Origin of the sequence: Galactobacter caseinivorans, from assembly GCF_003640665.1 — a bacterium.
In the GTDB taxonomy this organism is placed as follows: Bacteria; Actinomycetota; Actinomycetes; order Actinomycetales; family Micrococcaceae; genus Galactobacter; species Galactobacter caseinivorans.
Map to the genome: position 1 here is coordinate 95,474 of NZ_QQXL01000001.1, position 26,590 is coordinate 122,063.

The 26,590-nt window shown below is 67.6% G+C and carries 25 protein-coding genes; 13 read left to right on the forward strand and 12 right to left on the reverse strand.

Features of this window, described 5'->3' with window-relative positions:
- Window positions 1-39: 39 nt before the first annotated feature.
- Window positions 40-1,290, forward strand: coding sequence for a phosphotransferase (locus tag DWQ67_RS00455; RefSeq protein ID WP_121483630.1), 1,251 nt, complete (start codon window positions 40-42; stop codon window positions 1,288-1,290).
- Between the two features lie 101 nt (window positions 1,291-1,391).
- The gene (locus tag DWQ67_RS13565) at window positions 1,392-1,916 is read left to right on the forward strand and encodes a hypothetical protein (RefSeq protein ID WP_147433573.1); all 525 of its coding nucleotides are present in this window, start codon (window positions 1,392-1,394) and stop codon (window positions 1,914-1,916) included.
- Between the two features lie 134 nt (window positions 1,917-2,050).
- On the opposite strand, the gene DWQ67_RS00465 is transcribed toward DWQ67_RS13565, so the two are convergent.
- The 10 genes from DWQ67_RS00465 to DWQ67_RS00510 form a co-directional block, all read right to left on the reverse strand.
- Window positions 2,051-2,731: a response regulator transcription factor gene (locus DWQ67_RS00465; RefSeq protein ID WP_121483632.1), complete on the reverse strand. Its 681-nt coding sequence runs from the start codon at window positions 2,729-2,731 to the stop codon at window positions 2,051-2,053.
- Entirely contained in the window at window positions 2,728-4,338 is a 1,611-nt protein-coding gene (locus tag DWQ67_RS00470; protein ID WP_158595316.1) for a sensor histidine kinase, read from the reverse strand. Before DWQ67_RS00470 ends, DWQ67_RS00465 begins: the two co-directional genes overlap by 4 nt.
- Window positions 4,331-4,759, reverse strand: a complete 429-nt coding sequence (locus DWQ67_RS00475) for a hypothetical protein (protein ID WP_121483634.1) — start codon at window positions 4,757-4,759, stop codon at window positions 4,331-4,333. Before DWQ67_RS00475 ends, DWQ67_RS00470 begins: the two co-directional genes overlap by 8 nt.
- 46 nt (window positions 4,760-4,805) lie before the next feature.
- A complete protein-coding gene (map, locus tag DWQ67_RS00480; protein ID WP_121483635.1) occupies window positions 4,806-5,576 on the reverse strand; it encodes a type I methionyl aminopeptidase in 771 nt (256 codons plus the stop codon).
- A gap of 153 nt (window positions 5,577-5,729) precedes the next feature.
- Window positions 5,730-7,391: a thiamine pyrophosphate-dependent enzyme gene (locus DWQ67_RS00485; RefSeq protein ID WP_121483636.1), complete on the reverse strand. Its 1,662-nt coding sequence runs from the start codon at window positions 7,389-7,391 to the stop codon at window positions 5,730-5,732.
- Between the two features lie 123 nt (window positions 7,392-7,514).
- On the reverse strand, window positions 7,515-8,393 hold the full coding sequence (locus tag DWQ67_RS00490) for a hypothetical protein (protein WP_121483637.1): 879 nt from the start codon (window positions 8,391-8,393) through the stop codon (window positions 7,515-7,517).
- A gap of 135 nt (window positions 8,394-8,528) precedes the next feature.
- A complete protein-coding gene (locus DWQ67_RS00495) occupies window positions 8,529-9,140 on the reverse strand; it encodes a TetR/AcrR family transcriptional regulator (protein WP_121483638.1) in 612 nt (203 codons plus the stop codon).
- 80 nt (window positions 9,141-9,220) lie between these two features.
- A complete protein-coding gene (locus DWQ67_RS00500) occupies window positions 9,221-10,537 on the reverse strand; it encodes an AMP-binding protein (protein WP_121483639.1) in 1,317 nt (438 codons plus the stop codon).
- 52 nt (window positions 10,538-10,589) lie between these two features.
- Window positions 10,590-11,045, reverse strand: coding sequence for a hotdog fold thioesterase (locus tag DWQ67_RS00505; protein ID WP_233555845.1), 456 nt, complete (start codon window positions 11,043-11,045; stop codon window positions 10,590-10,592).
- Window positions 11,046-11,170: 125 nt separating this feature from the next.
- Window positions 11,171-13,363 carry a S9 family peptidase gene (locus tag DWQ67_RS00510; protein WP_121483640.1) on the reverse strand — a complete coding sequence of 731 codons (2,193 nt, stop codon included), beginning with the start codon at window positions 13,361-13,363 and terminating at the stop codon, window positions 11,171-11,173.
- A gap of 208 nt (window positions 13,364-13,571) precedes the next feature.
- Here DWQ67_RS00510 and DWQ67_RS00515 point away from each other — a divergent pair, with 208 nt between their 5' ends.
- From DWQ67_RS00515 to DWQ67_RS00565, 11 genes are all read left to right on the forward strand, one after another.
- Complete coding sequence (locus DWQ67_RS00515) at window positions 13,572-15,275, forward strand: circularly permuted type 2 ATP-grasp protein (protein WP_121484203.1); 1,704 nt, start codon at window positions 13,572-13,574, stop codon at window positions 15,273-15,275.
- Entirely contained in the window at window positions 15,269-16,207 is a 939-nt protein-coding gene (locus DWQ67_RS00520; RefSeq protein WP_121483641.1) for an alpha-E domain-containing protein, read from the forward strand. Before DWQ67_RS00515 ends, DWQ67_RS00520 begins: the two co-directional genes overlap by 7 nt.
- Entirely contained in the window at window positions 16,204-17,046 is an 843-nt protein-coding gene (locus tag DWQ67_RS00525; RefSeq protein ID WP_121483642.1) for a transglutaminase family protein, read from the forward strand. The genes DWQ67_RS00520 and DWQ67_RS00525 overlap by 4 nt, the downstream gene beginning before the upstream one ends.
- Before the next feature lie 396 nt (window positions 17,047-17,442).
- Window positions 17,443-18,948, forward strand: a complete 1,506-nt coding sequence (locus tag DWQ67_RS00530; RefSeq protein WP_233555846.1) for an ABC transporter substrate-binding protein/permease — start codon at window positions 17,443-17,445, stop codon at window positions 18,946-18,948.
- Window positions 18,945-19,715, forward strand: a complete 771-nt coding sequence (locus tag DWQ67_RS00535) for an amino acid ABC transporter ATP-binding protein (RefSeq protein ID WP_325049598.1) — start codon at window positions 18,945-18,947, stop codon at window positions 19,713-19,715. Before DWQ67_RS00530 ends, DWQ67_RS00535 begins: the two co-directional genes overlap by 4 nt.
- Window positions 19,716-20,112: 397 nt before the next feature.
- Window positions 20,113-21,087: a 1,2-phenylacetyl-CoA epoxidase subunit PaaA gene (gene paaA, locus DWQ67_RS00540; protein ID WP_121483643.1), complete on the forward strand. Its 975-nt coding sequence runs from the start codon at window positions 20,113-20,115 to the stop codon at window positions 21,085-21,087.
- Complete coding sequence (gene paaB, locus DWQ67_RS00545; protein ID WP_121483644.1) at window positions 21,087-21,434, forward strand: 1,2-phenylacetyl-CoA epoxidase subunit PaaB; 348 nt, start codon at window positions 21,087-21,089, stop codon at window positions 21,432-21,434. Before paaA ends, paaB begins: the two co-directional genes overlap by 1 nt.
- Window positions 21,431-22,306 carry a 1,2-phenylacetyl-CoA epoxidase subunit PaaC gene (paaC, locus tag DWQ67_RS00550; RefSeq protein WP_121483645.1) on the forward strand — a complete coding sequence of 292 codons (876 nt, stop codon included), beginning with the start codon at window positions 21,431-21,433 and terminating at the stop codon, window positions 22,304-22,306. Before paaB ends, paaC begins: the two co-directional genes overlap by 4 nt.
- Window positions 22,303-22,791, forward strand: coding sequence for a 1,2-phenylacetyl-CoA epoxidase subunit PaaD (gene paaD / locus DWQ67_RS00555; RefSeq protein WP_233555847.1), 489 nt, complete (start codon window positions 22,303-22,305; stop codon window positions 22,789-22,791). The genes paaC and paaD overlap by 4 nt, the downstream gene beginning before the upstream one ends.
- On the forward strand, window positions 22,791-23,933 hold the full coding sequence (gene paaE, locus DWQ67_RS00560) for a 1,2-phenylacetyl-CoA epoxidase subunit PaaE (RefSeq protein ID WP_121483647.1): 1,143 nt from the start codon (window positions 22,791-22,793) through the stop codon (window positions 23,931-23,933). The genes paaD and paaE overlap by 1 nt, the downstream gene beginning before the upstream one ends.
- Before the next feature lie 65 nt (window positions 23,934-23,998).
- Window positions 23,999-24,775 (forward strand): enoyl-CoA hydratase/isomerase family protein, encoded by a 777-nt coding sequence (locus tag DWQ67_RS00565; protein WP_121483648.1) that lies wholly within the window; start codon window positions 23,999-24,001, stop codon window positions 24,773-24,775.
- A gap of 65 nt (window positions 24,776-24,840) precedes the next feature.
- On the opposite strand, the gene DWQ67_RS00570 is transcribed toward DWQ67_RS00565, so the two are convergent.
- Both DWQ67_RS00570 and DWQ67_RS00575 read right to left on the reverse strand, forming a co-directional pair.
- Complete coding sequence (locus DWQ67_RS00570) at window positions 24,841-25,563, reverse strand: nucleoside/nucleotide kinase family protein (RefSeq protein WP_121483649.1); 723 nt, start codon at window positions 25,561-25,563, stop codon at window positions 24,841-24,843.
- Window positions 25,564-25,751: 188 nt separating this feature from the next.
- Entirely contained in the window at window positions 25,752-26,579 is an 828-nt protein-coding gene (locus tag DWQ67_RS00575; RefSeq protein WP_199712555.1) for an ATP-binding cassette domain-containing protein, read from the reverse strand.
- Window positions 26,580-26,590 lie beyond the last annotated feature (11 nt).

The following is a 26,590-nucleotide window of genomic DNA, read 5'->3' on the forward strand; positions in this document are numbered from 1 at the left end:
GTGGGACCAGAGTGCTGGGACCAGAACAGGGGAGACCCCGTGACGCAGGAGACCGGTTGGGACGAGTCCCACCAGGTGCAGTGGATGTCATCGCCGGAGTTCATCGAGGTGGTGCTGATGGCGCTGGAGCAGCAACAGCGCCCGGCGCAGAGCGTGCACCTGGTGGATCTGCATCACCGACCTGGGGCGGGGGTGTCTGTGGTCCTCGAGGCCGTCCCCACCGACGGTGAAGAGCCCTTTTTCCTTGGAGCCACCACGGAGCCCATGGACCCGGCCCCGGAGCACGTGATGGTGCTCAGCGATCGCGAGCCGGGCGACGGCACCGAGCTGCGCCGGGTGCTGCTCTGGCTGCACCCCTATGACCCCAAGCTCCCGGGCCTTGCCCTCACCTCCGTGCCGGCCTCGGTGGAACGCATCTGGGGTGCAGGTTCCCCCGTCACCCAGCTGGAGACGCTGGCCTACCGGCCGCTGCGCCGCGCCGTGCTGCGTGCCACCTTCAAGAACGGTCAGCGGCTCTACCTGAAGGCCCTGCACCGCGACGCCGATTCCCTGCACAGGCGCCACTCGCTGCTGCTGGAGGCCGGGGTCCCGGCGCCGGCGCCCGTGGGGCAGACGGTCCACGGTGTGGTGGCCTTGCGTGAGGCGGAGGGCGAGTCGCTCGCGTTGGCGATGAGCCGGGTGGGCACTGAACTGCCCGACGCCGCTGACCTCCTGGCGCTCTTGGACCGCCTTCCGCACTCCCTCCTGACGGAGCGACGCCGCGAGTCCTGGTCTGATCGGCTCCCGGACTACGCGGACGCAGCCAGCGTGGCCTTCCCGTCCCTGCAGGGGCGGATCGTCGAGGTCTCGCAGGCGCTCACCGCGCAGCTCGCGGCCGTGGACCCGGGCCCGGAGGAGCCCGTGCACGGTGACCTCTATGAGGCCAACGTGTTTGTGAAGGGGCACCGGGTCAGCGGGCTGCTGGACGTGGACGGGGCCGGGCCAGGGTACCGAGTGGATGACCTGGCCTGCCTGCTGGCGCACCTGGCCGTGCTGCCGCAGCTAGATCACCGCTACCAGGTGGTGCCTCGCTACGCCGCGCTGCTGGATGAGGACTTTGTGCGGTACCTGCGGGGGCGGGGGATCGCCGCGGCGGCCCTGCACGCCAGGGTAGCTGCCGTGGTGCTGACCCTGGTCGCTGGGGTGCATGACGAGGGGCATGAGGATGCGGAAGAGGTGGCCACGCAGAGGGTGGCCATTGCGGAGGCGCAGCATCGCAGGGCTGCGGTGGATCTGCTGACCAGGGCATGAGAGCTCTCTCATCTTCCTCTCCCTCAGGTCTCACATAGCTTGGGCACAGTGGTGTCAACGGCGGGGGAAGAACCCGCCACCACATCACGGAGGTAAGAGCCATGAACAAGACCACGAAGACCGTTTGGACCCTCGGCGGAGCGCTTGGCGTCGTCACCCTCGGGGCCGGCATCGCTTTCGCCTCCGCCCAGCCCACGGACCAGCAGCCGGAGCGAGTGGCCACGCAGCAGCAGGTCGCCGCGGACCTGCGTTCGGCCTCACCGGCCGCCGCAGCCGCCACCGCTCAGGTCAGCGCCGCCTCGCCGGTGTCCGCCAAGACGGCAGTGTCGGCTAAGACCGCGGTGTCCGCCAAGACCGCAGTGTCTGCGAAGACGGCTGTGTCGGCTAAGACCGCGGTGTCCGCCAAGTCTGCCAAGTCGGCCGTGAGCCCCAAGTCGCCGGTGTCCGCTAAGTCGGCGGTGAGCCCCAAGTCCCCGGTGTCCGCTAAGTCGGCGGTGAGCCCCAAGTCGCCGGTGTCTGCTAAGTCGGCGGTGAGCCCCAAGTCGCCGGTGTCTGCTAAGTCTGCGGTGAGCCCCAAGTCGCCGAAGTCCGCCAAGTCCGCGAAGTCCGCCCGCTCAGCAGGCTGATCCCGCGGGGCGGACCCCCCGCCCCGCGCAGCAGCCGCAACCGAGCTGTGGCCGCAACCGAGCTGTGGCCGAAACCGGAAAGGGCGCGAACCGTGAGGTTCGCGCCCTTTCGGCTGCCCGCGCTGCGAACCCGGCTACGCGTCGTCGAGCCGGTAGCCCACCCCGCGCACCGTCGTGAAGCGCGCCGCGCCGAGCTTGCGGCGCAGGTAGCGCACGTACACGTCCACCACGTTTGAGCCGGGGTCAAAGTCAAAGCCCCATACCCGCGAGAGCAGCTGCTCGCGGGTCAGGACCTGGCCCGGGTGGCGCAAAAAGGTCGCCGCCAGCTCAAACTCGCGCGTGGACAACTCAACCTCGCGCTGGCCCACGCGCACCTTCCGCGAGACCAGGTCAAGCACCAGCTCGCCCGAATGCAGGGTGGTGCTCTCCGGCGCGCCGGCCGGGGTGGAGGGGGTCGTCGAGCGCAGTCGCAACCGGATCCTGGCCAGCAGCTCCTCAAAGCGGAACGGCTTGGCCATGTAGTCATCCGCCCCGCTCTCCAGGCTCGCGACCGTGTCATCGATGCTGGTGCGCGCTGTCAACACGATCACGGGAATGGAGGAGCCCTGCCCACGCAGGGTGTCCAACACCTCCATCCCGTCCCCGTCCGGCAGGCCAAGGTCTAGGACGATGAGCTCCACGGCCTCGTCCCCCAGCAGGCGCTGGGCCTGCGCCACGGTCCCGGCCACCAGCGGTTGATGCCCGGCGGCGCGCAATCCCTTGGAGACAAAGGAGCTGATCCGCTCCTCATCCTCCACGATCAAGATGATGCTCACGGGCGCTCCTGGGGATGGTGGGGTGAAAATATTAGGTCGTCGGCGGGATCGTCCTGGTCCTGGTCCGGCTCTGGATCGGCGGGGAGGACCAGGGCAAAGGTGGAGCCCGCGCCGGGTTGCGAGGACAACTCCACGCGCCCGCCGTGCGCCGTCGCAATCGCATTCACGATGCTGAGCCCCAGGCCGGCCCCCTCCGTTCGGGTCACCCCGCCCACGCGTCCAAAGCGCTCAAAGATGCGTTCCTGGTCCTCGGGGCGAATCCCCGTGCCCTGATCCCGCACCCACAGGCGCACCTCGGTGTGCTCCACCGTGCCGCCCATGCTGATGGCGGTGCCCGGGGCGGAGTACTTGACCGCATTGGCCGCCAGCTGCAGCAACGCCTGGGTGATGCGGCGGGCATCCAGCGGCTCCACGGCCTCCGGTCGGCTGCGGAGGCTCCACTCGCGATCCCCCAGGGTCTGGGCCTTGGCGAATACCTCATCCAGCAGTTCGCTCACATCAGTGGGGGCCGGGCGGACAAAGCCTGTGGCTCCCGACTGCGCCAGCATCACCAGATCGTTGACCAGGAAGGTCATCCGTTCCAGCTCATCCACGGCAACCGCGCGAGCGTTGCTCACATCCTGCGGGTCATGAACATTCATCAGCTCCAGGTGGCCCTGGACCACAGTGATCGGCGTGCGCAACTCATGCCCCGCGTCGTCCAGCAGTTGCTTTTGACTCAGCACCGCGCCCTCCACCCGGTCCAGCATGTCGTTCACCGTGACGGTGAGCTCCGCCAGATCGTCGCGGCCCACCACGGCGATGCGCTCGGAGAGATCCGTCTGCGAGATGCGCCGGGTGGTCTCTTGCAGCAAGCGGACCGGGCGCAGCAGGCGGCCCACCACAAACCAGCCCGCCACGGCGGTGAGGGCAAGGGCCAGCACACCCACCAGCGCATACATTCCAAAACTGGCATCTACGAGCCGGCGTTCCACGGAGTAATCAAACGCATATATCAGCCGCGCGGAACCCACGCCGTCCTGCGTCACGACAGGCATGGAAGCCACACGGTAGGTGGTGGTGGAGGTGGTGACTGTGTGCAGCATCGACGAGTTGCCCGGCTCTGGCCCGGCGGCCCAGGCCACCAGTTCGGGGTCAGCCTCCAGTCGCAAGCGAATCTGATCCGGGGCAGTCCAGCGCGTGCGGCCGTTCACCACCGCGATCATGCCCTCGTTCTCTGCCGGGAGCGTCTGTTGCATGGCCGTGTAGAGCAGGCGCTCTCCGGAGAGCGGCGCGGTGCGAGCGGCGCTCGCCTGGCCGGTCGACGGCGCGGGGTCGGCTGAGGGGCTAGGGCCCGACGGCGCTGTGGCGGGCCCGGAGGTCGCGGCACCACCGGCTACATCACCACCGGCTGCTTCACCCGACGGAGTGGTGCCGCCGGGCGTGGCCAGCGCAGAGAATCGCTCCACGGCAATGCCCAACGTCCGGTCAATGCGCTCATCCGTCGCCGCGCGCTGGGCGGCATAGAGCGTGCCGCCGGTGATCACAAAGGCGAGCGTCATGAGGGCCACCAGGCCAAGCAACACCCGGGTGCGCACGGACCAGCCGCGCGGTCGCGGCTCAGTCATCGTCGTCCCCATCGCCGCGGCCGCCGTCGTCGTCGTCGTCCCCATCGTCGTCGTCGTCGTGATCCGAGGGAGGGGCGGGCTTGACCGTCTTGTCACTGGGCAGGGGGACGGGGCGTTTGCTCTTGCTCGGGCTCGGCTTGGTGGTCGGCTTGGGCGGCGCGGTCTTACTGGGTGGTGCGGTCTTACTTGGCGGCGCCGTCTTGCTTGGGGGTGCGGTCGTGGGAGGCGCCCCTGAGGAGGGGGGCACCGGAGTCGCGCTCTTGCTTGGGGTGGGCTCGGCAAGGGTGCTCACCGTCGCGGCGGGCCCCAACTGCACCGGCCCCGGCGGTTGGCTGACCTGAATCCCGGCCATCACCACCACCAGCACCAGGGCAAACGCAAGCGCGCCCAGGCCGATGCGCGTCCACAACCGCCCACTCATCCCGGGTGGATTCCCCTCGCTAGCCATCCCACGCCCGGCCCCGTCCCTAGGCCAGCGGCGCGGTGAGGACCATCGGGCCCTCCGGCGTGATGGCGACGGTGTGCTCCGAGTGTGCGGTCAGCGAACCGTCCGCGCTGCGCAGGGTCCACCCATCCCGGTCGGTGCGCAGGGTGGACGTGGTGCCCATGAACCAGGGCTCGATGGCAAAGACCATGCCCGGCTGAATCTTCATGCCCCTCCCGGCGCGGCCGTCGTTGGAGATGTGCGGGTCCTCGTGCATGGTGTGCCCCACGCCGTGCCCGCCGAACTCCAGGTTCACGCTCAGGTCGTAGGAGCGAGCCACCTCGCCGATGGCGTGAGAGATATCGCCCAGCTTGTTCCCCGGCTGCGCCTGCGCAATCGCGGCCGCGAGGGCCTCCTCGGTGGCCTGAATGAGGCGCTGGCCCTCCGGGTTGGGGTTTCCCACCACAAAGGTGACGGCGGCGTCGCTGACCCAGCCATTCAGGCTCGCGGCGAAGTCGACAGTGAGGACGTCCGCGTTGCGCAGCTTGTAGTCGTGTGGCTTGCCGTGCAGTACTGCGTCATTCACGGAGGTGCAGAGCGAGTAGCCAAACGGACCGTCGCCAAAGGCGGGGGCGTAGTCCACGTAGCAGGACACGGCGCCCGCCTGCGCGATCATGCGCCCGGCCAGCGCGTCCAGTTCAAGCAGGTTCACGCCCACCTTGGCGTGCTGGCGCAGCGCCGCCAAGACCTCTGCCACGAAACGCCCGGCGGGACGCATGGCCTGGATCTCCGCGGCCGTCTTGAGCTCAATCACTGACTACTCCTTCCGCGGGCGTCCAGGTGAGGGCGCCCACGCTCCCATTCAATCACCGAGTGGCACGGGCGGCGCCGCAGAAGCCGGGCCGGACAGATGAGAACCCTCTCATCTGCCGCCCCGGCCGTGCGCCGGCAGGCGCAGTGCGCCGACTCAGTACGCCTTGGAACGCTGCGGCACCAGCAGGTGCAACAGCGCAAAGGTGCCGTCCTCGCGGATGGCCCGCAGAGCGCCGTCGAGCGCTTCCTGGATCTGTTCGTTGCGCTCAATCCGAGCGCCAAAGCCGCCAAAGGACTGAGCCATCAGCGCAAAGTCCGGGTTGCGTAGCTGCGTGCCAGAGACGCGGTCGGGGTAGTGGCGCTCCTGGTGGGTGCGGATGGTGCCGTACTCCTGGTTGTCCATGACGATCACCAGGGGAGTGGCGCCGTACTGCGTGGCGGTGGCCAGCTCCTGGCCGTTCATGAGGAACTCGCCGTCTCCGGCGATGCTGACCACCAGGCGCTCCGGGTAGTTCAGCGACGCGGCCACGGCGGAGGGCACGGAGTAGCCCATGGAGCCATTGCGGGCGGAGATCATGGAGGCGTAGAAACCAGTGGGGAAGTAGCGGTGCGCCCAGTTGGTGTGCTCGCCGGCGCCGAAGGTGACCATGGTGTCCGCGGGCAATGCGGGGACAAGGTGGGCCATCATGGCGTCCATGGTGGCCTGCTCTGCATCCGTGCGGGCCTCCGGGAGGGCGGCGAACTTCTCCTGCTCGCCGCGCATGCGTTCGGTGAAGGCCTGCCACTCGGGCTTGACCTCCAGGTCCATGCGCACCAAGTCCCTCACAAAGCGATCAGGCTTGGACACGATTTGGTGGGTGACGGGGCCGGAGCGCCCGCGCATGGAGGCATCCATGGAGACAATGAAGTTTTTCTGATCCCAGTTCTGACGGATGTTAAAGCCATTCGTCAGCACGTCCCCGGGGACGGTGCCCACAAACACCAGCAGGTCCGTCTCCTCCATGAGGTCGTAGGTGGGACGGGGGCGGCCGTAGCCGATGGGACCCACGTAGGACGGGGAGGAGAAGGGCACGGTGCCCTCGCAACGCCACTCGGCGGCGGCCGCCAGGTGGTGATCCTCCAGCCACGCGGTGAAGGCCCGGGCGCCCTCATCGCTCCAATCGTTGCCACCAAACACGAACAGCGGCTTCTCCGCACCCGTCAGGGCAGACTTCAACGCCTTCCAGTCATCCACGGTCATGCCGCCCTGAGCCACCGGGATCTTGGGGTGCACGCCGGACTCAACCTGCTCCCGCAGGATGTCCTCTGGCAGGCCAATCACCACGGGGCCGGGACGGCCGGCGACGGCCGCGAACATGGCCTCCGCCACGATCTCGCTGGCGCGCTCGGCGTGGTCAAGGACCATGACGCGCTTGGCACCGGAATCAAACCAGGCCTTGGGCTCAAACTCCTGGAAGGCCTCGCGGTCGCGGTGCTCAAAGGGGATCAGGCCAACAAAGAGCACCATGGGGGTGGAGTCCTGCCAGGCAGTGTGCAGACCAACGTGGGCGTTGGCCGCCCCAGGGCCGCGGGTGACCATGGCGATACCCGGGATCTGGTTCAGCTTGCCATCCGCCTCCGCCATGTACGCGGCGCCGCCCTCATGGCGGCAGACCACGGTCTCGATGCTGGAGTGATAGAGCCCATCCAGCACGTCAAGGTAGCTCTCGCCTGGGATCACGTAGGCGCGCTCCACGCCGTGGGCCACCAACGAATCGACGATCAGGTGGCCGGCTGAGCGGGTGGTGGTCGGGGCGGTGTCGGGTCGGGACGTCATTGTTCCTCCGGGTACTGCGCGGTCATGGACGGCCGCGGACGGCCTGACCTCAAAGTACCCGGACGCCGCTGTTGTGAGCGGAATCTTGGCGCCGTGCCGCGTCGTTTGTGACGCGGCGGCCCGCTACTTGCTCGGCACGTCCTTGCTCGGCTCGCCCTTGGTCGCGGCGGCATCGGCAGCCTGCTCCGCCGCGATCTCCGCGTCCACCTTGGCCTCCAAGGCGGCCTCGGTTTCCGGGTCGAGGGCGTCGGGGTCAGCGTCTGCGTCTGCTGCTGCGCTGTCCTCGCTCGTGTCCTCCCCGGACGTCTGGGCCAGGGGAGTGCCCCACGCAATCCAGGCGTACACGGCCGTGACCACCACGAGCACGTAGCCGAGCAGCAGGCCAAAGAGCGGCTCCTCGGAGCCACTGAGCTGGGGCTGCAGGGTGGTCAGCAGGGCCAGGCCGGCGCCGCCAAGCGCCGTGAGCCCCCAGGCCCAGCGCTGCGCAAAGCCCACGCCGACCAGGGAGGCCCCGATGAGCGCGGTAAAGAAGAAGTTGAGCCACGCGGTGAGCAGTGGCCCGGACATCTGATCCGCGGACAGGGTCGCGAAGAGGCGCTGCGGGGTGGTGACAGCGTGACCCCACTGCAAGATGGTGAGCGCCACCGCGAGCAGGAGCAGGCCAAGGAGGCCCACCACGGAGAACTGCGTGGGCGCCAGCACGCGGGTGAAGCGGCCCTTGAGCGGATGGCGGCTGAAGCCATACATGGCCGTGGCGGCGCAGATGAAGAGCGGTATGGCTCCAAGCAACAGCCAGTAGTCGTTCTGGCCCGGGTACAGCGCGGCCACGAGCGGGTTCGCGAAGTAACCAAGCATGACCAGCCACCAACCGAAGTCGTTGCGGCGAGCCAGGAGGATGATGCCCACCGCAAGCAGCAGTGAGGACAGCATGGTGAGCAGCATGATGGTGGCCTGTGAGGTACCAGCGGCGCTGCCCGTGAGGGTCTCAATGATCTCGTTCACAACATGCTTTCGTCAGGGCGGCGAAGGCCCGGTGCCGGGCCAGCCAGGCAGGATCTCTCCGCCAAGCCACCGACCATTCTACGCGTCGTCGAACAGGGTCAGGGCCGCTGGGCCAGCGTGCCAGTGCAGCCGGGCTCAACGGCGCGGGAGGAGCCCGTCGAAGAGCATGGCGATGATGGTCTGCTCCGCCTCGCGCTGGGAGAAGCGGCCCTCGGGTCGGTACCACTCCGTGAGGGAGTTCACCGTGCCGAAGAGGAAACGGGCCACCGGTCCGGGCTCCAGATCGGCGCGCAGCGAGCCCTCATCCTGAGCGGCCTTCACCAGCTCCGCGACCCGCCGGTCCAACTGGCGCCGGCGCTGCATGGCGGCCAGCTCCACCTCCGTATTGCCGCGCAGGCGCAGCAACAGCGTGACGTACGGGCGGCGGTCGAAGAGGGCCACGACGGTGGAGCGGATCACAAAGCGCAGTCGCTCCACGGCCGGTCCGCTGTGGGCCCCAGGGGCGTCAAACACCGCCTCCAACGGGGTGAGCGCGGTGTCAAGGGCCAGACGCAGGATCTCCACCTTGGAGGGAACGTGGTGATAGATGGCCGACTTGGAGATGCCCAGGCGCTCCGCGAGCATGCCCATGCTCGTGGCGTCGTAGCCAAACTCCGTGAAGGCCTCCACCGCGATCTTCAACACCGTGGCCTGGTCATAGCCGGGGCGGCCGCGGCGTGCGCCGGCGGGGATGGAGGTGGGGGGCATGCACAGATCCTGTCATGAATTGCGGCGGCCCCTTGATCTGAGGGTCGCCGGGCCGCCGGGTCGGCTACGAGGCGAGGGGGCTACTTGCTGCGCAGATCGTAGATGCGGCGCATCTTGCCGATGGAGCGCTCCAACGATCCGGGGTCAAGCACGTCGATCTGGCAGGAGGAACCCACATGGATCTTGATGAGCTGGTGCAGCTCGGCGGCCGCGGCGTGGGCCCGATCGCTGGTGCAATCCGCCCGGCGCTCCACCTTCACGGAGAGCTGGTCCATGCGATCCGGGCGCGTGATCTCCAGCGTGAAGTGCGGGGACAGGCCCGGCACCTTGAGGATCAGCTCCTCGATCTGGGTGGGGAAGAGGTTCACGCCACGCAGGATGATCATGTCGTCGCTGCGGCCGGTGATGCGACCGATGCGGCGGTGACCGGGACGGGCGGTGCCAGGCTCTAGCGTGGTCAGGTCGTGGGTGCGGTAACGGATGATCGGCAGGGCCTGCTTGGTCAGGGTGGTGAAGACCAGCTCACCTGCCTCGCCGTCTGCCAGTACGCGCCGTTCGTCAAAGGGATCAATGACCTCTGGGCGGAAGTGATCCTCCCAAATGTGGGAGCCGTCCTTGGTTTCGTTTGACTCGCCGGCCACACCGGGGCCCATGACCTCTGAGAGCCCGTAGATGTCACACGCGTCGATGTCCCACATGTCCTCCAATTCCTCACGCATCTGCTGCGTCCATGGCTCCGCGCCAAGCACGGCGACCTTGATGGAGGTCTTGCGCGGGTCCATGCCCTTGCGCTGCATGGCATCGCCGATGGTCAGCAGGTACGTGGGGGTCGCAGCGATGGCCTCTGGCTCAAAGTCGTTGATCAGCGTGATCTGCTTTTCCGTCTGCCCACCGGACATGGGGATCACGGTGGCGCCCAGGCGCTCAATCGCGGCATGCGCGCCCAAGCCGCCGGTGAAGAGGCCGTAGCCGTAGGCGTTGTGCACGCGCCAGCCCGGCTTGACGCCGGAGATGCGGAAGCAGCGGGCGCCCAGCTTGGCCCAGTCATCCAGGTCCTGCTGCGTGTAGCCCACCACGGTGGCGCGGCCGGTGGTGCCCGACGACGCGTGGATTCGCACTACTTCCTCGCGCGGGACCGCAAACATCCCAAACGGGTAGGTGACGCGGAGGTCTTCCTTGGTGGTGTACGGGAACTTGGCCAGGTCCGCGAGCTCCACGAAGTCAGAGGGGTGCACACCATGATCGTCAAACTTCTGCTTGTACAGCGGCACGCGGCGGTAGGCGTAGTCAAGGATCGCCGCGGTGCGCTCGGTTTGGATCGCCTCAATCTGATCCCGGCTCATGGTCTCCTCGGGATCCAGGGCTCCGGGCTGCGTGGTGTGCGTGGTCGCGGTCATCGATCTGGCCTTTCGGGGGATTGCGGCGGATCCTGCTGAGTTGCCTGCGTGCTTACTTCACGATGGGAGGTGCGCCCATGACGGTGCGGGAGCGCCCCCGGAACTCCAGCAGCACCAGTTCGCGGCCGTCGTCATCCTGCTGGGTCACCGTGATGTCGTAGAGGCCGCTGCGCCCCTGCTGCACCCGGCGCACGGCGGTGGCGCGCAGGGGGCGGTCCGGCAGGCCGGGGCGCAGAAAGTTGACGTCCGCGCCCTGGGCCACCGTGTAGCGATCCTCTGCGCCGGCCGGCTCGTTGCAGGCCATGGCAAAGGCGACGTCCGCGAAGGTGAAGAGCATGCCGCCCTGGGCGATGCCAAAGCCGTTGAGCATTTCCTTGCGCAGGGTCATCTCGATGACGGCGCGGCCGTCCGAGGCCTCGATGGGGGTGATGCCCAGCCAGTGGGAGCAGTGATCAAATTCGAGGATGGAGTGAACCTTCGCCATCTCCGTGCCGCTCATGGTGCTCATGGCCCTACTTCCCACGTCGAGGAGCCGCTCGGATAAACGACCGAACGGTTAGTCAGTTAAAGGGAAGGTATGCCCGGTCGCGGGGGCGTGTCAAGCGTCACACCCCCGCCGCGACGGCCGCGGGGTCAGCCCTTCTCCGCCCCGGGCACCAAGGAGCGCGCGTTCACGGCGGAGAGCACAAACGCCTGATCCCAGGCCCGGTCCTTCCACCCCTCGTAGCGACCGGAGGCGCCACCGTGCCCGCCGTCCATCTCGATGGTCATGACCACGGGGTGCTCGGAGGTGCTGACCTGGCGCAGCGCCTGCACCCACTTGGCCGGCTCCACGTACAGCACTCGGGTGTCGTTGAGCGAGGTCCGCGCCGCGATCAGCGGGTAATCCACGGCCCGCAGATTCTCATACGGCGAGTAGGCCTTCATGTACGCGTACACCTGGGGGTCCTCGATCGGGTTGCCCCACTCCTCCCACTCCATCGCAGACAGCGGCAGCTCCGGGTCAAGGATGGAGGTCAGCGGGTCAACAAACGGGACCTGCGCCAACACCGCGGCGTACAGCTCCGGGGCCATGTTCGCCACGGCCCCCATCAGTAGCCCGCCGGCGCTGCCACCCATCGCGGCCACCCGGCCGGGCTGACCCCAGCCGTGCTCCAGCAACCAGCGCGTTGAGTCAATGAAGTCGGTGAAGGTGTTGAGCTTGGTGAGCTTTTTGCCCTGCAGGTACCAATCGCGACCGCGCTCGCCGCCGCCACGCACATGCGCCACCGCATAGACCACACCCCGATCAAGCAGGCTCAGCCGCGCCACGGAGAAGACCGGATCCATGCTGGCCTCGTAGGAGCCGTAGCCGTACACGACCAGCGGCGCCGTGCCGTCCGCGGCCACATCGCGGCGGTGCATCACGGTGAGCGGAATCTGCGTGCCATCCTGCGCGGTGGCCCACTCGCGGTGGACCGCGTAGTCGTCCAGGCTGATGCCCCGCACCGGCGTGGTCTTGAGCAGTCGCGCAGCGCCGTCGCTCGCGCGCACATCGTGCACCTCAGCCGGCAAAAGGTCGCCCACGCGCGTGAGCCGCAGGTAAGGGGACTCGAACGCCGCGGAGCGGAAGGCAATCGTCACCGGCACGACGGCGCGTGCCTGGGTTCCGCCCGCAACGGCGGGAACCTCCAGGAGTGGCGTGCTTGGCGCGGCCTGCGCGGGCGTGCCCAAGCCGTCAAGGGGCAGAGTCCAGACACGCGGCGTGGTGTCCTCGCGAACGGAGAGCACCAAGTGCGTGCTGGTGGCCTCCAGGCCCCCCAACTTCACCTCGTTGCTGGTCGGGATCAGCGTGGTCCACTCGCTTGGGACGCCGCCCGCGGCAGGGGCCAGGGAGAGCAGGCCGTTGGGCGCCTCGTGATCATGCAAAATCACCAGGCGACGCTCGCCGTCCAGGATCACGGGGAGGGCCTGGTGCAGCAGGCGCAACTCCCGATCCACGATCATGACCGGCGCAACGTCCGGGTCCATCCCGGGCCAGATCCAGGTCTCCCCGTACTCGGAGTTGCCCACGTTGATGAGCAGATCCTTGCCGTCGGGGGAGCTGTAGCCGCCCAGCCACATGCCGGGATCCGTCTCCGTGAACAGGACCGTATCTGTGGCGGGGTCCGTGCCAAGCACGTGCACCATGAGCTTCTCGGGGCGCCACGCATCATCCACCACCGTGTAGATGACGCGATCGCCCTCCGGGGTGAGCTGGGGGTCATAGAACGTGCCCTCGATCAGATCAGGCAGGTCCTCACCGGTGGTCAGGTCACGCACGCGCAGGGTGAAGCGCTCATCGCCGGAGTAGTCCACGGCGTAGGCCAGGCGGGTGCCGTCGTGAGACACGTCCAGGCCGCCCAGGCTGAAGAACGGGTGCCCCTGCGCCTCCACATTGCCATCAAGCAAAATCTGCTCGCCCGGCACCGGGACCCCGGGGGTGAGCACCGGCGGGGTCCAGTCCGCCTCCTCGTCCCCGGTGTCCGTGGCGGCGACGCGCGCGTGGATGGCGTACTGGCTGCCCTCCTCGGTGCGGGCGTAGTACCACCAACCGCGCTCACGCGCCGGAACGGACAGGTCCGTCTCCACCGTGCGGGCCTTGATCTCGTCAAAAATGGCCTGCCGCAACGGCTCCTGATCCTGCGTGACCGCCTTGGCGTAGGCATCCTCCGCGCGAAGGTGCGCCAGGACCTCCTCAGACTCCTTCTCCCGCAGCCACTCCCACGGATCCGTGCGGGTATCGCAGTGGTGGGTGCTGCTGACAGGGCGCTGAGGAGCGACTGGGGGCTGAGGTGTGCTGGTCATGGGCCCATCCTTGCCGCGCGGGCCGGGCAGCGTCCAGCCCGTTCGCGCGCGGCGTGGTCCCGCGGTGGGGTGGGGCGGCGCGGCCGACCGGAACCGGGACGCGAACCTGGACACCGCGGCGTCGAGCAGGCCGCCCTGGGAAGGGTCACATCAAAAAGAGTTGAGCGAATGCTGTCCTGCGCAAGCAACATGTGGATGAATGGCCACCATGACGGATCTTTTTTCTGGATATGGAGACGGCGCTCCCGGGCGGCGCACCGCGGCGGGAGTGCCCGGTTGGGATGAGATGTTTCCCAACTCGGCGTTTGGGCCGTCCACCCCGCGGGACGCCTATCTGGAGCTGCACCGCGTGTTGGGGACCATGGATCAGGACGAGCTGCGCAGCCGCACCGACGCGCTCGCCGGCACCTACCTTTCCCGCGGCGTGACCTTTGACTTCGCGGGGGAGGAGCAGCCCTTCCCGCTTGATCCCCTGCCGCGCATCATCGACGCGCGCGAATGGGAGGGCATCGAGGCCGGCGTGCAGCAGCGCGTCGCGGCGCTGGAGGCCTTCCTCGCGGACATCTACGGCCCGGGGATCGCCGTGAGGGACGGCGTGGTGCCGGCCGCCGTCATCGCCTCCTCCTCCCAGTACTTCAGGTCGGCGCGGGGGATTGACCCGGCCAACGGCGTGCGCATCCATGTGGCGGGCGTGGACCTGATTCGGGACGAGGCCGGTCGGCTGCGCGTCTTGGAGGACAACGTGCGCATCCCCAGCGGCGTCTCCTACGTCATCTCCAACCGCGACGCCATTGCGCAGACCCTGCCGGAACTGATCCGCACCATGCGGGTGCGTCCCGTGGATGGCTACCCGGGCATGCTGTTGAAGGCGCTGCGCGCCTCGGCGCCCAGCGGCGTCGACGACCCAAACGTCGTCGTGCTGACGCCCGGGGTGCATAACTCCGCCTACTTTGAGCACACGCTGTTGGCGCGGCTCATGGGCGTGGAATTGGTGGAGGGGCGTGACCTGTATTGCCAGGGTGGGCGCGTCTTCATGCGCACCACCGAGGGGCCGCTGCAGGTGGACGTGATCTACCGGCGGGTGGATGACGAATACCTTGATCCGCTGCACTTCCGCCCGGATTCGGTGCTTGGCACCCCCGGGCTCATGGCCGCGGCGCGCGAGGGCAAGGTCTCGCTGGCCAACGCGGTTGGCAACGGGATCGCGGACGACAAGCTGATGTATACCTACGTCCCCGAGCTGATCCGCTACTACCTCTCCGAGGAGCCCATCCTGCAAAACGTCCCCACGTGGCGGCTGGAGGAGCCCGCCGCGCTGGAGGAGGTACTTGATCGGCTAGAGGAGCTGGTGGTCAAGCCCGTGGACGGCGCCGGTGGCAAGGGCATCATGATTGGCCCGGACGCCTCCACGCAGGAGCGCAACGCCATGGCCGCGCGCCTGCGAACGGATCCGCGCGGCTGGATTGCCCAGCCTCTGGTGGTCCTCTCCACCCTGCCCACCCTGGTGGGCGACGGCGTGCGGCCGCGTCACGCTGACCTGCGCCCCTTTGCGGTCAACAACTCAGGGACCGTGGACGTGCTGCCCGGTGGGCTCACGCGAGTGGCCCTCCCGGAGGGCGAACTGGTGGTCAACTCCAGCCAGGGCGGCGGTTCCAAGGACACCTGGGTGGTGGACGGCGTGCGTGGGTCGGTGCATCCGGCGCGGGTGCGGCGCAGGGCTGCTGCCGCGGCGGCCGCAGCGAACAGTGCCGGGGATGATGAGGCCTTCCCAGCGCAGGCGCTCTCTGGCTTTGACCAGCCCATCGACGGGGACCAGCGCAAGCAGCAGCAGCAACAGCAACAGCAGCAGGGGCAAGCGCAGGGGCAAGCGCAGTTATCGCAGGGAACGACGAGGGGGGAGGCAACATGCTGAGTCGCATCGCGGAGAGCCTGTTCTGGATCGGGCGGTACATCGAGCGCAGCGAGGGCACGGCCCGCATGGTGGACGTCCACCTGCAGGGCCTGCTGCAGGATCCGTGGGCGGATGAGGACAACGCCTGCCGCACCCTCCTGGGTGTGTTGGGTGCTGAGGTGCCGGATGAGGTGCTTGGCAGGGAGATTCTCATTAGCCGGCTCGTGACCTCCCGAACCGAGCCGTCCTCCATCGCGTTCATCCTCGGGGCGGCACGTGAAAACGCCCGCCGCGCGCGGGAGATCATCTCAGCCGAGTTCTGGGAGGCCCTGAACACCACCAACGCGCGCATGCCGCACACGCTCACGGAGGACAAGGTCCACCCGCTCTTTGGCTGGGTGCGCCAGCGCGCCATTTTGGCCGTGGGGATCGCGGACATGTCCATGCGCCACGACTCCGGGTGGCACTTCCTTGCCCTTGGCCGGGCCATGGAGCAGGCGGACATGACGGCGCGGCTCTTGGCCAGTCGCCGGTGGGGTTCGCCGGACGGGGACGGGCAGGGGCCCAGCTGGGTCAGCATGCTCCGGGCGTGCGGTGGCTACGAGGCGTTCCTGCGTTCCTGTCGGGGCGTGATCTCCGAGCAGGCGGCGGCGACCTTCCTGGTGCGGGATCGCCACTTCACGGGCTCCGTGCTGTTCAGCCTCAACGACGCGCTCGCCGCGTTGCAGGCGCTGGACCCGGACCGCGGTGACGGCTTCACTCCTGGCGGGGCCTCCGCCGAGCTGGGCAAGATCCGCAGCGAGCTCATCTATGTCTCAGATGAGGAGCTGGCGGCCAAGTTGCCGAGCTGGATGCGGTACGTGCAGTCCTCGGTGGTGGCCGCGGCGGATGCCACCCGCCATCGCTATTTCGCCAGTTACGAACAGCCATCCTGGACAGGGAGTGCCTCATGAGCCGTCTGAAGGTCGTCCACTCGCTGGAGTTTGTTTACGACCGCCCCGCGCAGGCCTCCTATAACGAGGTCCGCATCTTTCCGGTGCAGGAGTTGGACCAGACGGTGCTGGCCAGTTCGCTGACGCTTGACCCGCCCATGCCCGTGCGCAGCAGCACGGACGGCTTTGGCAACACGGTGGGGGAGTTTGAGCTGCTGCAGCCGCACACGCGCATGAGCCTGACCGCGGAGACGGTGGTGGCGGTGCAGCGCGAGGAGATCCGGCCCCCGGTGATTTCGGTGGCGGACGTGGTGGAGCGCACCGTGAAGACCATGGATCTGGCGGAGACGGTGGTGCAGACCAAACTCACTGAGCCGCCGGAGGACGTGGCAAAGATCGCCGCGAGCCTGATGCAGCCTGAGGACACCAACGCCTCAGCGCGGGCCATCGCCGAGCGGATCGGTGCGGACATTGAATACGTCACGGGCGTGACCACGGTGCACTCCAGCGCCGCCGACGTGTGGGAGCTGCGCCGCGGCGTCTGCCAGGACATCGCGCACGTCACGCTCGGCGCGCTGCGCTCCGTGGGCATCCCCGCCAGGTACGTCTCTGGCTACTTGCACCCCAGCCTTGAGCCGCAGCTGGGCCAGACCGTGCCGGGGGAGGCGCACGCGTGGGTGGAATGGTTCGCCGGCCGATGGGTCGGCTTTGACCCCACCAACTCCCTGCCGATTGGCGAGCGGCACGTGGTCGTGGGCCGCGGGCGGGACTACGGCGACGTGCCCCCCTTGCGCGGGGTGTTCGACGGCGATAGCTCCTCACGTCTCGAGGCGTCCGTGACGGTGACGCTCCTGGCGTAGGGCGTCTCGGGTCGGGGCCGGGGCCCGGGTCTGGGAAGGGAAGCGGGCTTATCGCGTTGAAGCGGGCGTGTGGGCCGCTTTTTGTCGATAGGGCCGCTTGGGTGCGGGGTTTTTCGTGTTGGTGCTCGACGCCGTGTGGTCACCGTGGGCGGGGAAGCGGGCTTATCGCGTTGAAGCGGGCGTGTGGGCCGCTTTTTGTCGATAGGGCCGCTTGGGCGCGGGGTTTTGGCGGGGTTCTGGCGTCGGTGCTCGACGTCGTGTGGTCGCCGTGGGCGGGAAGGCGACGGCCCGGTGTCACGCACACGAAATACTCAGGGGGCTAAGGTGGTGGCCAGCCCGTACCCGGAAGGTCGGGCCGATCCCGTCAGATCTCGTACCCACCCAAGGAGCACCACCGTGCACCAGAGAAGAACCCGAACCGGCCTGCGTGCCGGCATCGCGGCGGCGCTCGCGGCCTTTGTCCTCGTGATGACCGGAGGCGCGGCCCAGGCCGCCCAACCCGTCGTTGAGGCAGGCGCCCAGCCAGCCGCCGTCGTTCAGCCCCAAGCAGCCGAGGGTAAGACCTTTACTATCGGCACCGATACGGCCTTTGCCCCCTTTGACTACGCGGATCCAAACTCCGGCGAAATCACGGGTATCGACATCGACATGATTCGAGCCGTCGCGGAGGCGGAGGGCTTCAAGGTCGAGATCAAGCCGATGGGCTTTCAGCCCGCGGTGACTGCGCTGGACTCCGGGCAAGTGGACGGCGTGATTGCCGGTATGTCCATTACGCCCGAGCGCAAAAAGACGTTCGACTTCTCCACGCCGTACTACAAGTCCGGCATCGCCATGGCCGTGGATCAGGATTCCGACATTGCCTCCTTTGAGGACATGAAGGGCAAAACAGCCATCGCCAAGAACGGTTCCGAGGGCCTGACAACGGGCGAGGAACTGGGCAAGAAGTACGGCTTCAAGATGTCCTCCATCGAGGGATCCCAGGCCCTGCATGACGCGGTGACGTCCGGTCAGTACGCAGCGGTCTTTGACGATCTCCCGGTCCTGCAATACGCCGCTGCGCAGGGCAAGGGCCTCAAGCTAGTGGGCGATCCCAAGCCCGCCGGTGACTACGGCTTTGCCGTGAAGAAGGGGAAGAACGCCGACCTGCTGGCCGGCTTCAACTCCGGCCTGGAGAAGATCAAGGCCAACGGGAAGTACCAGTCGATTCTGGATCAGTACCTGAAGAACCCGGAGACGGCCAGCTCCTCCAAGGGCACCATCGTTGACCTGGCCGTTTCCAGCTGGCCGGCACTGAGCAAGGGCCTGGTCAATACGCTGACCGTCACCCTGGCCGCCTTCGTCTTGGCGCTCGTCCTCGGCCTGGTCTTCGGGATGCTCAAGATCACCAACTCCCGCGTCTTGCGGGGTATCGCCTCCGTGTACGTGGCGGTCTTCCGCGGCACGCCGCTGCTGGTGTGGGCCTTCTTCTTCTACTTCGGCCTCCCGCAGGTCACCGGCTGGCGGATCGATTCCTTCACCGCAGGCATGCTCGCGCTTGGCCTGAACGCCGGCGCGTACCTGACGGAAATCCTGCGTGGTTCCGTCCAGGCAGTGGATCCGGGCCAGCTTGAAGCGGCCCGATCCCTGGGCCTTGGCTGGGGCAAGTCCATGCAGCGCGTGGTCATCCCGCAGGCCATCAAGATCGCCACGCCGTCCATCATCAATCAGTTCGTCATCACGCTGAAGGACTCCTCGCTGCTGCTGGCCATCACCTATGGCGAGTTGCTCTTTGAGGCCCAGCGACTGGCGGGCGCCAACTACCGCATGACCGAGATGCTGATCATCGTGGGTGTCATCTACTTCGTGGTGATCACCCTGCTGACCTGGGTGGCCAACATCGTGGACAAGAAGGTGAACAAATGAGCGCTGAGACAGCGGCCGTGAAGGCCCAGACGCAGGGCAAGATGGCGATTCACGTCAAGGATCTGCGCAAGAGCTTTGGTTCCAATGAGGTCCTGAAGGGGATTGATTTGGACGTTGCCGAGGGTGAGGTGGTCTCGCTGATTGGCCCCTCCGGCTCCGGCAAGTCCACCATCCTGCGCTGCCTGAACCGCCTGGAGGAGCCCACGTCGGGAACCGTTGAGGTGGATGGTTTCCGCATCACGGATCCCAAGGTGGACATCAACCAGGTGCGCCGCCAGATCGGCATGGTGTTCCAGCACTTCAACCTGTTCGCGAACATGACCGTGCTGCAGAACGTGATGCTGGCTCCCGTGGATACGGGCAAGAAGTCCAAGGCGGCGGCGCGCGAGCAGGCGCTGTCCCTGTTGGAGCGCGTGGGCCTGTCGGAGAAGGCCAATGCCCGCCCGGCGCAGCTCTCCGGCGGGCAGAAACAGCGCGTGGCGATTGCCCGCGCGCTGGCCATGGAGCCCAACATCATGCTCTTCGACGAGGCCACCTCGGCCTTGGATCCGGAGATGGTGGGCGAGGTGCTCCAGGTCATCCGCGACCTGGCGCAGTCTGGCATGACGCTGGTGCTGGTCACCCACGAGATGGGCTTTGCCCGCGAGGTCTGCGACCGCGTGGTCTTCATGGCCGACGGCGTGGTGTGCGAGGAGGGCCCGCCGGAGACGCTTTTCGCGAATCCGCAGACCCCGCGCCTGCAGGATTTCCTCTCCAAGGTGCTCTAGCGCGCGGCGCGAGCAGTACCCGGTGCCCGACGGCGGTCGGTGACCTTCCCCAGGAAGGTTGCCGGCCGCCGTCGGGCGTTGTGGGGGCGCGTGGTGGGGACGCGTGGCGGGGTCCGGGTCGGGTCGCCGCGTCGGATCGTGGCCGAGTGAAGCGGGCTTATCGCTCGGAAGCGCTCTTGTGGGCCGCTTCTCGTCGATAGGCCTGCTTGGGCGGGGGCGGGGACGGGAAGGGGGCGGGGGCGGCGGGGGCGTCGCCGCCCGCCACGAGACGCAGATCTCTTGCCGTTTCGGCTTGACCCTGCGACCCTCGTCACATAACCTGAACGAACGGTCAGTAATTCATTTGGGGGACCGCATGCCCTCGACCCGCCACAGGCCAGCACAGGAGGATCCAGTCATGAGCAGCACCGCCATTGACCCCCGCGCCACAGCAGATGACGAGGGCCGCGCCGCCTTCGACGCGATCATTGCAGCGGACGGCCGCATCGAGCCCCGCGACTGGATGCCGGATGACTACCGCAAGACCCTGATCCGCCAGGTCAGCCAGCACGCGCACTCCGAGATCATCGGGATGCAGCCGGAGGCCAACTGGATCTCCCGCGCCCCGAGCCTGAAGCGCAAGGCCATCCTCATGGCCAAGGTTCAGGACGAGGCCGGCCACGGGCTCTACCTGTACTCGGCCGCGGAGACGCTTGGCGCCAGCCGCGACTCCATGGTGGAGGCCCTGATTGAGGGCAAGGCCAAGTATTCCTCGATCTTCAATTACCCCACCAAGCAGTGGGCAGACGTCGGTGCCATTGGCTGGCTTGTGGATGGTGCCGCGATCATGAACCAGGTGCCGCTATGCCGCGCCTCCTACGCCCCGTACGGCCGCGCCATGGTGCGTGTGTGCAAGGAAGAGAGCTTCCACCAGCGCCAAGGCTTCGAGATTCTTCTCAGCCTGGCCAACGGCACGCCCGCGCAGAAGGCCATGGCGCAGGAGGCCGTGGATCGCTTCTATGCGCCGGCCCTCATGATGTTTGGCCCGCCGGATGATGCCTCTCCCAACTCGACGCAGTCCATGGAATGGCACATCAAGCGCTTCTCCAATGATGATCTGCGCCAGCGCTTTGTGGGCATGATCGCCGAGCAGGTCAAGGTGCTTGGCCTGACCCTCCCGGACCCCGAGCTGCGCTTTGACGAGGACAGCAAGAAGTGGATCCACAAGGAGCTGGACTGGGTGGAGTTCATGGACGTCATCAAGGGCAACGGCCCGTGCAACGCCCAGCGTCTTGAGCGTCGCCGCGAGGCACACGAGGACGGCGCCTGGGTCCGCGAGGCCGCAGCAGCCTACGCCGCAAAGCAGAGCAAGAAGATGCAGGAGATCGCCTGATGAGCACGCCCGCCACCGGAAACAACACGGGTCAGACCAACGCCACCGGCGCGGTCACCGAGGATAAGCACTCGTGGCCCCTGTGGGAGGTCTTTGTGCGTAGCTCCCGCGGCCTCTCCCACGTGCACGCCGGTTCGTTGCACGCGCCGGATGCCGAGATGGCCGTGCGCAACGCCCGCGATCTCTACACGCGCCGCAACGAGGGCGTGTCCCTGTGGGTGGTTCGCAGCGACGACATCATCGCCAGCGACCCGCAGGATAAGTCCTCCTACTTCGAGTCCCCCAAGGGCAAGGACTACCGCCACGCCACGTATTACACCGCCTCGGAAGGGGTGAAGCACCTGTGAGTCACTCGCACGAGCAGGAGATTGAAGACGAGTTCGCAGGCGTCGGTGACACCATTGCCTCCGCCACTCGCGTGACCCCGGGCCACGCGCTGCGCCCAGAGGACATTGCCCTGCAGGACGCCCCTCCCGCGGAGGACAACGCGGAGTACGCCCTGTGGCTCGGGGATGACTCCCTGATCCTGGCCCAGCGCCTGTCCTGGTGGATCTCACGCGCGCCGGAGATGGAAGAGGACGTTGCCCTGGGCAACATTGCCCTTGACCTGCTTGGCCACGCCCGCTCCTTCCTGACCTACGCCTCCAAGCAGTGGGGCAAGACCGAGGACGAGCTGGCGTACTGGCGCGAGGAGGAGGAGTTTCGCAACCTGCGCCTCACCGAGCAGCCCAACGGCGGCTTTGGCGAGACCATTGCGCGCCAGCTCTACTTTGCCGTGTACCAGGAGCTGCTCTACACGCGCTTGGTTCAGAGCACGGACTCCACCATCGCCGCGATCAGCGCCAAGGCCCTGAAAGAGGTGGCGTACCACGTGGATCACGCCACCCAGTGGTGCCTGCGCCTTGGCATGGGCACGGACGAGTCCGCGCGCCGGTTGCAGCACGCGCTGAACCTCATGTGGCCGTACGTGGGGGAGCTGTTCCAGGACGAGCCGCTCAATGAGCGCATCGCCGCCGCGGGGATTGGCCCGTTGCCCTCCTCGCTGCGCGAGGAATGGGACCAGCGCGTCAGCGCCGTCATCGAGGAGTCTGAGCTGCAGGTTCCCCAGGCCAAGGCCGCCATGGCGCACAGCCGCGCTGGCGATCACTCCGAGCACCTGGGCTACTTGCTCGCCGAGATGCAGGTGTTGGCCCGCAAGCACCCGGGAGCCTCCTGGTGAGCAAGACCGCCCAGCTCCAGCAGCTCTGGGACATCGCCGCTACGGTGCATGACCCGGAGATCCCGGTCCTCACCATCGAGGACCTGGGGATCCTGCGTGACATCCGCCTGGAGGAGGGTGAGGCCGTCGTGACCATCACCCCCACCTACTCTGGCTGCCCTGCCATGGACACGATCGCAGCTGATTTGCGGCTGGCGTTCATGGACGCAGGGTTTGACGGCGCACGGGTGGAACTGACCCTGGCTCCGGCATGGACCACCGATTGGATGAGCGAGGCCGGCAAGGCCAAGCTCAACGAGTACGGCATTGCCCCGCCAGTGGGACGTCAGGAGGGCTCGCGCCTGCGCCTGACCCTGTCCGTGAAGTGCCCGCGCTGCAACAGCCTGGACACCCGCGAGCTGGCCCACTTCGGCTCCACCTCGTGCAAGGCACTGTTCCAGTGCAATCAGTGCCAGGAACCCTTCGACTACTTCAAGGTGCTCTAATGACCTCCACCGACACCGCCGCTCCGGCCCGTCGCCGCGCCCGTTTCCACACCCTTCCGGTCTCAGAGGTTCGCCGCCTCACCGCCAACGCCGTGGAGGTGACCTTCTCCATCCCGGAGGAGATCGCGGACGAGTTTGACTACGCCGCCGGGCAGTACGTTGCCCTGCGCGCCATGGTCCCCTCATATGACGGCACCCCGGTGGAGTTGCGCCGCAGCTACTCCATCTCCGCCGCTCCCAACCGCGGCTCCATCACCGTGGGCGTCAAGAAGGACTCCGGCGGCCTGTTCTCCACGTGGGTGAACGAGTCGCTGAAGGTTGGCGACACCATGGACGTCATGAACCCGCAGGGCACGTTCGTGTCCAAGGCAGAGGTCATGCGCCCGGGCTCCGGCCAGCACCTCGTGGCCATCGCCGCCGGATCAGGCATCACGCCCGTCATGTCCATTGCCCGCAGCGTCCTGGAGAATGACCCGCAGGCCAGCGTGGACCTGGTCTACGCCAACCGCTCCAGCTCCGATGTGATGTACGTCGAGGAGCTCGCCGATCTCAAGGATCAGTACAGCACCCGCCTGGCCGTGCACCACGTCCTTTCCCGTGAGCAGCGCATTGCGCCGTTGCTGACCGGGCGTCTTGACCAGGAAAAGCTGAGCCGGCTGCTGGAGTTTGTGCTGCGCACGGAGACCACCGACGAGTGGTTCCTTTGCGGCCCCATGGACCTGGTCCAGATGGTGCGCGACGAGTTGGCGGCCAAGCAGGTTCCCAGCGAGCGCGTGCGCTTTGAGCTCTTCACCACCGGAGAGGTGGGAGATCCCAGCGGCCAGCACGGCAAGCCGGTGGTCATTGAGGATGACGCAGAGACCGTGGACATCGAGTTCACCCTGGACGGGCTGCGCGGCTCGGTGGCCTCCCCGGTGGAGGCCAAGGAGACCATCCTGAACGCTGCCCTGCGCTCGCGCCCGGACGTCCCCTTTGCCTGCGCTGGCGGCGTCTGTGGCACCTGCCGCGCCAAGCTGGTGGAGGGCACCGTCACCATGGAAGAGAACTACGCGCTGGAGCCGGAGGAACTGGAGGCCGGGTACGTCCTCACCTGCCAGTCCCACCCCACCAGCGAGCGCGTGGTTGTCGACTACGACGCTTAACCCGCGCCACAGCACGTCCCCTGCAGACTCTGTACCCTCTGTAGCCCCGCCGAAGGAGCCTCACCGTGATCACTACCGAGCAGGACGGGGCGGTCCTGGAGATTGTCCTCAACGCGCCGAGCAAGCTCAACTCCATGGACGAGGAGGGCCTGCGAGAGCTCGCGGCCGCACTCGAGGCCGCGCGACCCGCCGCGGCGTCCGGGCAGATCCGCGCCCTGATTCTGCGCGGGGAGGGCAAGGCCTTCTGCGCTGGCCGGGACATTGCCAACGTTGACCCCGCGACGGACGACGTGCCCGGGTACCTTGACGGTCTCACCGCGCCGGTCATGGCCGCGTTGCACGGCTTCCCGGCGCCGACCTTTGCGGCCGTTCAGGGCGCGTGCCTTGGCGTCGGCTTGGGCCTGGCCATGGCCTGCGACGTGGTCTATGTGGGGGAGCGGGCCAAGATCGGCTCGCCCTTTGCCAACTTGGGTGCCGCTCTGGATTCCGGCGGCCACTGGCTGCTCACGCAGCGCCTTGGCACGCACCGCGCGCTGGATCTGATCTACACCGGCGAGCTGATGAGCGGCACGGAGGCGGTGGCCTTGGGGCTGTTTAGCCGCACAGTGCCCGACGACGAGTTGCTGGCTTTCACGCGCGAGCGCGCCTCCCGCGTGGCGGACGGCGCGACGGGCGCCCTGCTGGCTTCCAGGGATCTGGTCTTCCAGGTGCGCGATGGCCTGGGCTTTGACGAGACCCAGGCGGCCGAGTCGCGGTTGCAGGAGTCGCTGCGCAGCACCGAGCACTACGTGGAGGGCTTCGCATCCTTCCGTGAAAAGCGTCGCCCGGTCTTTAAGCACTGACCCGAGGCGCGCTGCGGGTCAGCGCGGACGCACTCGGCCGCCGTTCCTCCCTGCGGCCTCCGCCCTCACCAACGATCGGTGAGCCGGAAGACGTGGGTGGCCCGGTGGGCCGTCGCGTTGATCATCTCGGCATTGTGCTGATCGCTTCCAAGCGAGCGCTGGCGCGCCTCCTCGGCGGAGCGCCCAAAGCGCTCGTGGCGGGCGGTGAGCTGGGAGACGCGCTCGTCCTCATCCGGTGCAAGGAACCACAACTCGGCGCACACCTGGCTCGCTACGTTCCACGGGGCGTCGTCCAGCAGCAGGTAATTGCCCTCCGTGACTACCAGCGGGGTGGTGGCCTGCACGGGGACCGCGGAGCCGATGGAACTATCCAGGGCCCGGTCAAACTCGGGGGCGTAGATGATCCCGTCCAGGCCGGCCGCCGCGGACTCAGGCTGCTGGGCAAGCCGCTGCAGCAGGTGGACGTAACCATGGGCGTCGAACGTGTTTTGTGCGCCCTTGGAGGCGCGCAGCCCCAGGGAGTCCAGGACCGTGTTGGAGAGGTGAAAGCCGTCCATCGGGACAAAGACCGCGAGGACCGGGCCCAACCGCTTCACGAGCGCTTCTGCGAGGGTGGACTTTCCCGCGCCCGGCGCGCCGGCGATGCCCAAGATGGTGCGCCGGCCTGACAGGGCCAGCTGCAGTGCCCGGTCCACGAGCTGATCCAGCGTGACGGGCACCGCGACACGCGCCGGCGCGGCCAGGGGCGGCGCCTCAACTCCCGGGGCGGGCTGCGTGTTTTCTTTCATGTGCGTTCTCCTGGGGGTGGTGGAAGCGCCGTGCCGTGGTGGTGCCGGGTGTGCTGACTGAGGCGGAGTGTGCTGGTGGTGCGGGTCCTGCTGAGAGGACGCCCGAGCGGAGCAGTGGGCGCCACGCTGACCGTGGCCAGCGTGGCGCCCAAGGGACCCCGCTCTAGGGAGGCTGCGAGTACGGCGACCTAGCGGCCGCCCGCCGCCTCCACCTCGGTGGGCTCTTCGGCGCCGGTCATCAGCGCCACCACCTCACCCATGGTGCGTTCCTTCGGGTCCACCACCGCCGCGCGCCGCCCAAGGCGGTGCACGTGGATGCGGTCCGCCACGTCAAAGACGTTGGGCATGTCGTGGCTGATGAGCACCACGGGAATGCCGCGGTCGCGGATGTTCCTGATGAGCTCAATGACCATGCCGGACTCGCGCACACCCAGGGCGGCGGTGGGCTCATCCAGGATGATCACACCCTTGCCGAAGGCTGCCGCACGGGACACGGCCACACCCTGGCGCTGGCCGCCAGAGAGGGTCTCCACGGCCTGATTCACGGACTTGATGCCGATCTTCAGTTCCGAGAGGTGCCTGGCGGCCTCGGCGCGCATCGCAGGCATGTCCAGGCGCCTAAACACCTTGCCCATGATGCCCGGGCGGCGCAGCTCCCGCCCCAGGAACAGGTTGGAGGCAATGTCCAGGGCTGGCACCACGGCCAGGTCCTGGTACACGGTCTCGATGCCGTGCGCCTTGGCGTCTCCGGTGGAGCGGAAGTGCACGTCCTTGCCGTTCATCATGATCTTTCCCTCGTCGGGGATCACGGCCCCCGCGAGGGTCTTGATGAGCGTTGACTTTCCCGCACCGTTGTCGCCAATCACGGCGAGGACCTCGCCCTGGCGCAGGTCAAAGTCTGCGCCGTTGATGGCGACCACGCCGCCGTAGCGCTTGATCAGGCCTCGGGCCTGGAGCGCCATGACGTGGGGCTCGCTGGTGGCTTCAGCCGTTGAGGATGGCTTCGTCATATCCATGATGGCTTCTC

Bases quoted from the DNA above. Each gene is read 5' to 3' on its own strand.
- DWQ67_RS13565 (WP_147433573.1), top strand. From the start codon at position 1,392: ATGAACAAGACCACGAAGACCGTTTGGACCCTCGGCGGAGCGCTTGGC.
- DWQ67_RS00470 (WP_158595316.1), bottom strand. From the start codon at position 4,338: ATGACTGAGCCGCGACCGCGCGGCTGGTCCGTGCGCACCCGGGTGTTG.
- DWQ67_RS00475 (WP_121483634.1), bottom strand. From the start codon at position 4,759: ATGAGTGGGCGGTTGTGGACGCGCATCGGCCTGGGCGCGCTTGCGTTT.
- DWQ67_RS00485 (WP_121483636.1), bottom strand. From the start codon at position 7,391: ATGACGTCCCGACCCGACACCGCCCCGACCACCACCCGCTCAGCCGGC.
- DWQ67_RS00495 (WP_121483638.1), bottom strand. From the start codon at position 9,140: ATGCCCCCCACCTCCATCCCCGCCGGCGCACGCCGCGGCCGCCCCGGC.
- DWQ67_RS00500 (WP_121483639.1), bottom strand. From the start codon at position 10,537: ATGACCGCGACCACGCACACCACGCAGCCCGGAGCCCTGGATCCCGAG.
- DWQ67_RS00505 (WP_233555845.1), bottom strand. From the start codon at position 11,045: ATGAGCACCATGAGCGGCACGGAGATGGCGAAGGTTCACTCCATCCTC.
- DWQ67_RS00510 (WP_121483640.1), bottom strand. From the start codon at position 13,363: ATGACCAGCACACCTCAGCCCCCAGTCGCTCCTCAGCGCCCTGTCAGC.
- DWQ67_RS00515 (WP_121484203.1), top strand. From the start codon at position 13,572: ATGACGGATCTTTTTTCTGGATATGGAGACGGCGCTCCCGGGCGGCGC.
- DWQ67_RS00520 (WP_121483641.1), top strand. From the start codon at position 15,269: ATGCTGAGTCGCATCGCGGAGAGCCTGTTCTGGATCGGGCGGTACATC.
- DWQ67_RS00525 (WP_121483642.1), top strand. From the start codon at position 16,204: ATGAGCCGTCTGAAGGTCGTCCACTCGCTGGAGTTTGTTTACGACCGC.
- DWQ67_RS00535 (WP_325049598.1), top strand. From the start codon at position 18,945: ATGAGCGCTGAGACAGCGGCCGTGAAGGCCCAGACGCAGGGCAAGATG.
- paaA (WP_121483643.1), top strand. From the start codon at position 20,113: ATGAGCAGCACCGCCATTGACCCCCGCGCCACAGCAGATGACGAGGGC.
- paaB (WP_121483644.1), top strand. From the start codon at position 21,087: ATGAGCACGCCCGCCACCGGAAACAACACGGGTCAGACCAACGCCACC.
- paaE (WP_121483647.1), top strand. From the start codon at position 22,791: ATGACCTCCACCGACACCGCCGCTCCGGCCCGTCGCCGCGCCCGTTTC.
- DWQ67_RS00570 (WP_121483649.1), bottom strand. From the start codon at position 25,563: ATGAAAGAAAACACGCAGCCCGCCCCGGGAGTTGAGGCGCCGCCCCTG.
- DWQ67_RS00575 (WP_199712555.1), bottom strand. From the start codon at position 26,579: ATGGATATGACGAAGCCATCCTCAACGGCTGAAGCCACCAGCGAGCCC.